The following is a 6,501-nucleotide window of genomic DNA, read 5'->3' as shown; positions in this document are numbered from 1 at the left end:
CACCGGCTGCAAGGCAGCAATCTAAGGTTATTTCTTATCCAGTAGCGCCATCATGTCCGCCAAACGACTTTTACCTTCAGCTTGGCTCACAATTGGCTCACTATTTTTTCGACCCAAGATGCGCACATCTTCATTTGGCATTTCCTCAATAAAACGACTGGGCTCCAAAAACTGCCAAGCGCCGGCACGTTTGCGCTTGAGACAATGCGTTAGTGTTAGTGTTTTTTGTGCCCGAGTGATGCCCACATACATCAGCCGCCGTTCTTCCTCAACATTGCCTTCTTCTACACTGTCTGCATGAGGAAACAACCCTTCTTCACAACCCACCAAAAATACATGGGGATACTCCAACCCCTTAGAGGCATGCAATGTCGACATGCTAACTGCATCTATTTCCTCATCGCCTTTACCTTCTAATAAAGTCATGAGCGCGATCGTTTGAGCAACGTCTATGAGGGTTTTCGCATCTTCTTTGCCTTTTTTGGCAATCCATCGCGCCAAGTCTTGCACATTACGCCATTTGATTTCACCCGCCTTTCCTTCTTCCGAAGTGAGCAAATGGTTTTCATAGTTGATGTCTGTGAGCAGGCTTTGTAATACATGACCCGCATCTTCATTTTCTGCCTTCTGACGATAATCTGACAACAACGCCATAAACAACATCACTTGAGCTCGACTTTGAGTCGACAACAATGCCAGCGCCGCTGCATTTTGGGCTGCCTGAAACAAACTACATTGGTGCATTTTGGCAAAATCATTGAGCTTAGCCAAAGTGGTCTGTCCAATGCCGCGGCGGGGTGTAGTGATGGCGCGCAAAAAAGCGGGGTCGTCATCTCCATTGGCCAATAAGCGCACATACGCCAACACATCTTTAATTTCAGCTTTATCAAAAAAACTTTGACCGCCCGATAATTTATATGGAATCCGCCGGCTTCGAAGCGCTTCCTCAAAAACGCGCGCCTGATGATTACCTCGATACAAAACAGCAAAATCGCGATAATGCACCGCATCACCACCGATAAGCTTATGGTGTGCAATACGACCCACCACCACATCAGCCTCATGCTGCTCATCTTTGCACGCAATGGCATCGATCATCTCACCCAAGCCATATTCGCTCCACAGCGTTTTTTGAAACAACTTGGGATTGTGCGCAATAACCTGATTAGCCACCCGCAAAATACGCGCACTAGAGCGGTAGTTTTGCTCAAGCTTAATGATTTTTAGCTGGGGATAGTCCTGTTGCAACAAGCGTAGATTTTCCATGTTGGCACCCCGCCACGCATAAATGCTCTGGTCATCATCCCCCACAGCCGTAAACAGCCCTTCCGCACCCGTCAATAAACGCATCAACGCATATTGGCAAGTATTGGTATCTTGGCACTCATCCACCAGTAGGTAGCGCAAACGCAGCTGCCACTTATGCCTGAGCGCAGTATTCTGACGCAGAAGCTCAGTCGGAATGCGAATCAAATCATCAAAATCCACCGCCTGATAGCTTATCAACGTTTCTTGATAGTTGGTATAGAGCACTGCTATTTGGCGCTCCCACTCATTTTCGGCTATCTGAAACGCTGTTTCTGGCGAAATTAAATCATTTTTCCACAATGAAATGCGGTGTTGGGCTTTGAATACTGCATCCCGACCACTGCTGCCCAAAAGCTCTGCCACAATCTTGTTCGCGTCGGCGGCATCCAAAATGGAAAACTGCCTTTTGTAACCAGCGGCGTCTGCTTCCTCTCGCAAAATGCGCATGCCTAAAGCATGAAAGGTGCACACCGTCAAACCACGCAATTGTTGCTTATTCAACAATTGCGCTACCCGCTCCTGCATTTCTTTAGCAGCCTTATTGGTGAAGGTGATGGCCGCGATGTGGTGCGACGGATAGCCTGCTTCGGTGATCAAATAAGCGATTTTCTCGGTAATCACTCGGGTTTTACCACTTCCGGCACCAGCCAATACCAAAAGTGGGCCGCCCAAATAATGAATGGCTTCACGTTGCGGTGGGTTGAGTTTCATACTGGTTCTATTCCTTTACCCCAATCCCTAAAATAGCTATTCAATCCACGATCATCAAGGCTGCCTGAAAAGATTGAGTAAACCATGACGTCATGACAGGATTTAAGGCTGGGGATGGTCTTCTGCCTGCGCCCAACGCGCCAATGGCAAAGGCAATTGATTCGACCACATGCGTTGCCAAATCAGCTGCAGGCCTGTCACTGTGTTTAAATGTTGAGGCTGCACATAGCGTTGCGGCAATATATTGCGCCACGCTCCGTGTTGCTGCTGAGCCAATACAAAACGAAAATTATGATACCCAGGCACGCCCATGCGCAAATCAGTGACCACCAAAGCGTGGCCTATTTTATCCACCCGCAGCCAGCCATCGGCAAACCAGTTGAGTTGCTGGTAATCGGCGTTATCCGCCAAAATGGCAGCCCATTGCTGGCCTAAAGGCTCCATAATGTATTCAGGTGGCGCAGTATCCAGCCACCCACTGACTGCATCAATGTATTCATTCTGACTGGTCTGCGCTACCACTCGGAAAACCAGTGTATTGAGCGGCATAGGCACTGCCATGATGCGGGTAACGTGAATACCTTGCTGGGTTAAATAAGCCCGCACACGCTGTTCGTGATGATATTGTCCATATGTACCCCACGCCAAATACACCGTACTCCAAACCAACGCCATGCTCAGCCAACGAATGGCCTTTTTATTCAGGCCAACCCATAAAGCCAAAGACAGCGCCATTAGCAAAGGAACAGTATAAAGAGGATCAACGATAAACACCCCTGACCACTGTTGTGGCGAAAAGCCAATCATTTTCTCCAGCGGCCAAAATAGCTGTGTGCCATATACAGTAAACGCATCCAGCAAAGGATGGGTAATCAAGGTAAAGCAGAGCGTCCAATACAGCCGCGCAAACGAATAATGCGTATTCGGCCACTTCTTTTTGATGGCCCATGCCAACACCAGCGCCAGCAAGGGCAACACCAGCAATGAATGACTGAATCCACGGTGTAACGTCATTTGCGATACTGGATCAGTGTATCGAATAAACACATCCAAATCAGGCAATGTGGCCAAAATTGCGCCATAGGCCAGTGATTTTCTGCCCTGATAGCGACCCAAGCCGATGCCTTGCACCGTGGCACCCAAGGCAATCTGCGTTAGTGAATCCATATTTGTCTCGTTGATTAAAATTAGTCACCCGGGCTCAAGCCACTTTGGGCAGCGAATGACTTTGGTATTGGAATTTTCATCAGCAACCTGCCGTGTGGCGGCATAAGCCTGATCATCAATGTTGCTGTTGCAGGTTGCCTGAAACAACAGAACATGGACGCCCATTAAACAACCACCAGACCGACGAATGAACACCAATCATCACACCTGCCAGTCAATCGGTGTCTTACCATGGGCCACCAAATAAGCATTGGCTTGGGAAAAATGCTTGCAACCAAAAAAACCCCGATACGCCGACAAGGGCGAAGGATGTGGCGCGGTCAATACCAAGTGTTTGCACCGATCGATCATCGCCCCTTTTTTCTGTGCGTGGCTACCCCAAAGCATAAACACAATATGCTCGCGCTCTTGATTCAGCGCTGCAATCACACGATCAGTAAAGGTTTCCCAGCCCAGTTCTGCATGTGAGTGCGCCACACCAGCGCGCACAGTCAACACCGTGTTCAGCAGCAATACGCCTTGTTCAGCCCAGTGCTGTAAATAACCCTGTTGGGGCATCTGAAAGCCGGGAATATCATCGGCCAATTCCTTGTAAATATTCACCAATGAAGGCGGGATAGCCACTCCTTCTCGCACTGAGAATGACAACCCGTGCGCCTGATTGGGACCGTGATATGGATCTTGGCCCAAAATCACCACATTAACATGGTCAAATTCGGTGGCCTTAAATGCATTAAATACATCGTGCGCGGGAGGATAAACAGATATACCTGCCTCGCGCTCTGTGCGTACACTATTCAAAATATGCTGGAAATAAGGCTGCTGCTTTTCACTACCGATGGCGTCATGCCAGGTGCTCATCGTCTACTCCTATTCAACCGCTTCAATTAAGCTGACTGAAAATCCACCACCGATATTATGCGTGACCGGTACTACCAAAACCACCTTCACCCCGTTCGCTCTGCACAAATTCATCTACCACGCAAAAAGCTGCCTGAACCACTGGCACAATCACCATTTGTGCCACACGGGCGAATGGTTCAATCACAAAAGGTTCAACACCTCGATTCCACAGAGACACTTTCAACTCCCCCTGGTAATCCGAATCAATCAACCCCACCAAATTACCCAGCACAATGCCGTTTTTGTGGCCCAAGCCCGAGCGCGGCAAAATCATCGCCGCCAAGGCAGGATTAGCCAAATACATAGCCAGCCCTGTCGGCACCAAATACACCGACCCTGGCGCCAGGGTCACCGCTTCATCCAAACAGGCGCGCAAATCCAACCCTGCGGAACCGGCGGTGGCATACTGCGGCAAATAATCGGCCACTTTGGGGTTAAGGATGCGCAATTGCACTTCAGGATGCGAAACAGATGAAGTCATGATTGAATATTATCCAATGGAAAAGAAAGAAATTATTAAATGAGCAGGCGGAACCCACTTCCAGTATTCAGGAAGCCTACCGTAAAGTTTAGACTGTTTGAATCAACCCAGCATATCAGCCAACTGCGCCACAATGGCCATGGCCGTTTCGTCTTTACTCAATTCAGGCAACACGATTTCAGCATCAGCGGTAATCAGCACCACCTGATTAGTGGGTTTTCCCATGGCTTGCGCCACCGAATTGGCCACCAGCAAAGGCACCTTTTTTTTCACACGCTTGACCCGTGCATACGCCAGCACATCATGACTTTCAGCAGCAAAACCCACACAAAACGGCGGTTTTGGTAGCGCAGTCACTGAGGCCAAAATATCTGGATTCTCCACCAATTCAATCACAGGCACCGATGCCGAGTCCTCTTTTTTGATCTTGTGTTCGCTAACATTGTGCACTTTATAGTCAGCCACCGCAGCCACAGCGATAAACACATCCTGATCAGCCACCAACCGATGCACCGCTGCATACATGGCTTCAGCGCTTTCCGCCTGCTCCACATGTGCCAAATGAGGTGGAATACTTGCCTGCACCTGCCCATAAATTAAGTTCACGCGCGCCCCAGCAGCGCGACAAGCTCGCGCCAGTGCCAAGCCCATACGCCCACTGGAAATATTGGTGATGCCGCGCACTGGATCAATGGCTTCAAACGTGGCACCAGCCGTAATCAATACCCGCTTACCAGCCAAGCGCTTGGGCGTCCACAAATCTGGCACTAAATCAGCCAGATCGGCTGCTTCAAGCATCCGCCCAGCACCGACTTCACCACAGGCTTGGGCTCCATAGCCTGGACCCAACACAGCCACACCGTCCTGCTGTAATTGCGTTATATTGCGTTGATTCGCCGGATTGGCCCACATCTGCACATTCATGGCAGGCGCTACCGCCAATGGGCACGCACGCGCTGCCGCCAAGTTGGTGAGTAGGTTGTCGGCGAAGCCATAAGCAAGCTTAGCCAAGGTGTTAGCGGTTGCAGGTGCAATCAGCATCACATCCGCTGCCCGTGTCAAATTGATGTGGGCCATGCCATTACCCTGCACACCATCATGTGTGTCCAACAACACAGGATGTCCACTCAATGCTTGAAATGTAGTGGGCGATACAAATTCAGTGGCTGCCGCCGTCATCACGACACTGACGTCATGACCGGCTTTCACCAGCAAACGAACCAGCTCGCAGCTTTTATAGGCCGCGATGCCACCACTCACGCCCAGTAGTATGTGTTTACTCATATCAAGCTGCCTGAAAGTACGACTGAAATTGACCATCAATGCTCATGATGATGACAACCACCATCACCACAAGCACAACCGTGTTCACCACCAGCAGCGGCATCAGCCAAAGCATCATGCCAAGCCTCATCATCGCCATCAAATTCTTCAACCTCGGCATAAGCACCGCTCTCAATCAACTCAACCAATTCGGCCAAATCATGAGCACCTTCTACCCAGTCGCACGGCACATCCGGCGGTGTATCGTCGGCCAATACAGCAGCCATGCCATTGTGCCACGCCACCCAATAGCCGTTGGTGGTGTGGTAAAACCGTGCGCCTTCATCGATAGCTTCATGGCTATTGGCCTGCATGCGCATTGCCACTTCAGGCTGATACGGCAAAGTTTGCATGACATTTATCCTTAATCACAAACCCCAAATACTACACCAAGGCATGGCTTTTCAGCCAGCCACAGATACTGCCACCTCCCTATGCATGAACCACAGCAGGACCTCCTCATTCAAATTAATGCATCATAAACATATTTTTGTTCAGATAAGAATAATCAAAAATAAGTTAGGGATTTTGTTAATTTGTGTTGACAGCCCATTGCCCTAGGTCATACGCTTGCTTAAAATGCCCACTGCACAAGGATTAGCCTCGAT

The 6,501-nt window shown here is 49.5% G+C and carries 6 protein-coding genes; all 6 read right to left on the bottom strand.

Annotated features, from left to right (window positions below):
• Positions 1-27: 27 nt before the first annotated feature.
• Entirely contained in the window at positions 28-2,019 is a 1,992-nt protein-coding gene (gene rep / locus A2F46_RS05580) for a DNA helicase Rep (protein ID WP_066567763.1), read from the bottom strand.
• A gap of 102 nt (positions 2,020-2,121) precedes the next feature.
• Positions 2,122-3,186 (bottom strand): metal-dependent hydrolase, encoded by a 1,065-nt coding sequence (locus A2F46_RS05575; RefSeq protein ID WP_066567762.1) that lies wholly within the window; start codon positions 3,184-3,186, stop codon positions 2,122-2,124.
• 201 nt (positions 3,187-3,387) lie between these two features.
• Positions 3,388-4,047, bottom strand: coding sequence for a uracil-DNA glycosylase (gene ung / locus A2F46_RS05570; RefSeq protein WP_066567759.1), 660 nt, complete (start codon positions 4,045-4,047; stop codon positions 3,388-3,390).
• Positions 4,048-4,102: 55 nt separating this feature from the next.
• Positions 4,103-4,570 (bottom strand): dUTP diphosphatase, encoded by a 468-nt coding sequence (dut, locus tag A2F46_RS05565; RefSeq protein WP_066567757.1) that lies wholly within the window; start codon positions 4,568-4,570, stop codon positions 4,103-4,105.
• 102 nt (positions 4,571-4,672) lie between these two features.
• Positions 4,673-5,854 carry a bifunctional phosphopantothenoylcysteine decarboxylase/phosphopantothenate--cysteine ligase CoaBC gene (coaBC, locus tag A2F46_RS05560; RefSeq protein ID WP_066567755.1) on the bottom strand — a complete coding sequence of 394 codons (1,182 nt, stop codon included), beginning with the start codon at positions 5,852-5,854 and terminating at the stop codon, positions 4,673-4,675.
• 35 nt (positions 5,855-5,889) lie between these two features.
• Complete coding sequence (locus tag A2F46_RS05555) at positions 5,890-6,246, bottom strand: general secretion pathway protein GspG (RefSeq protein WP_066567753.1); 357 nt, start codon at positions 6,244-6,246, stop codon at positions 5,890-5,892.
• Positions 6,247-6,501 lie beyond the last annotated feature (255 nt).

Source organism: Snodgrassella sp. CFCC 13594, assembly GCF_001590725.1.
Classification (GTDB): Bacteria; Pseudomonadota; Gammaproteobacteria; order Burkholderiales; family Neisseriaceae; genus Snodgrassella.
The sequence above is the reverse complement of the archived record's forward strand: the minus strand, read 5'-3'. Positions and strand labels throughout refer to the sequence as shown.

Coding starts and splice junctions, on each gene's coding strand:
- A2F46_RS05555 (WP_066567753.1), bottom strand. CDS start 6,246: ATGCAAACTTTGCCGTATCAGCCTGAAGTGGCAATGCGCATGCAGGCC.
- A2F46_RS05575 (WP_066567762.1), bottom strand. CDS start 3,186: ATGGATTCACTAACGCAGATTGCCTTGGGTGCCACGGTGCAAGGCATC.
- coaBC (WP_066567755.1), bottom strand. CDS start 5,854: ATGAGTAAACACATACTACTGGGCGTGAGTGGTGGCATCGCGGCCTAT.
- dut (WP_066567757.1), bottom strand. CDS start 4,570: ATGACTTCATCTGTTTCGCATCCTGAAGTGCAATTGCGCATCCTTAAC.
- ung (WP_066567759.1), bottom strand. CDS start 4,047: ATGAGCACCTGGCATGACGCCATCGGTAGTGAAAAGCAGCAGCCTTAT.
- rep (WP_066567763.1), bottom strand. CDS start 2,019: ATGAAACTCAACCCACCGCAACGTGAAGCCATTCATTATTTGGGCGGC.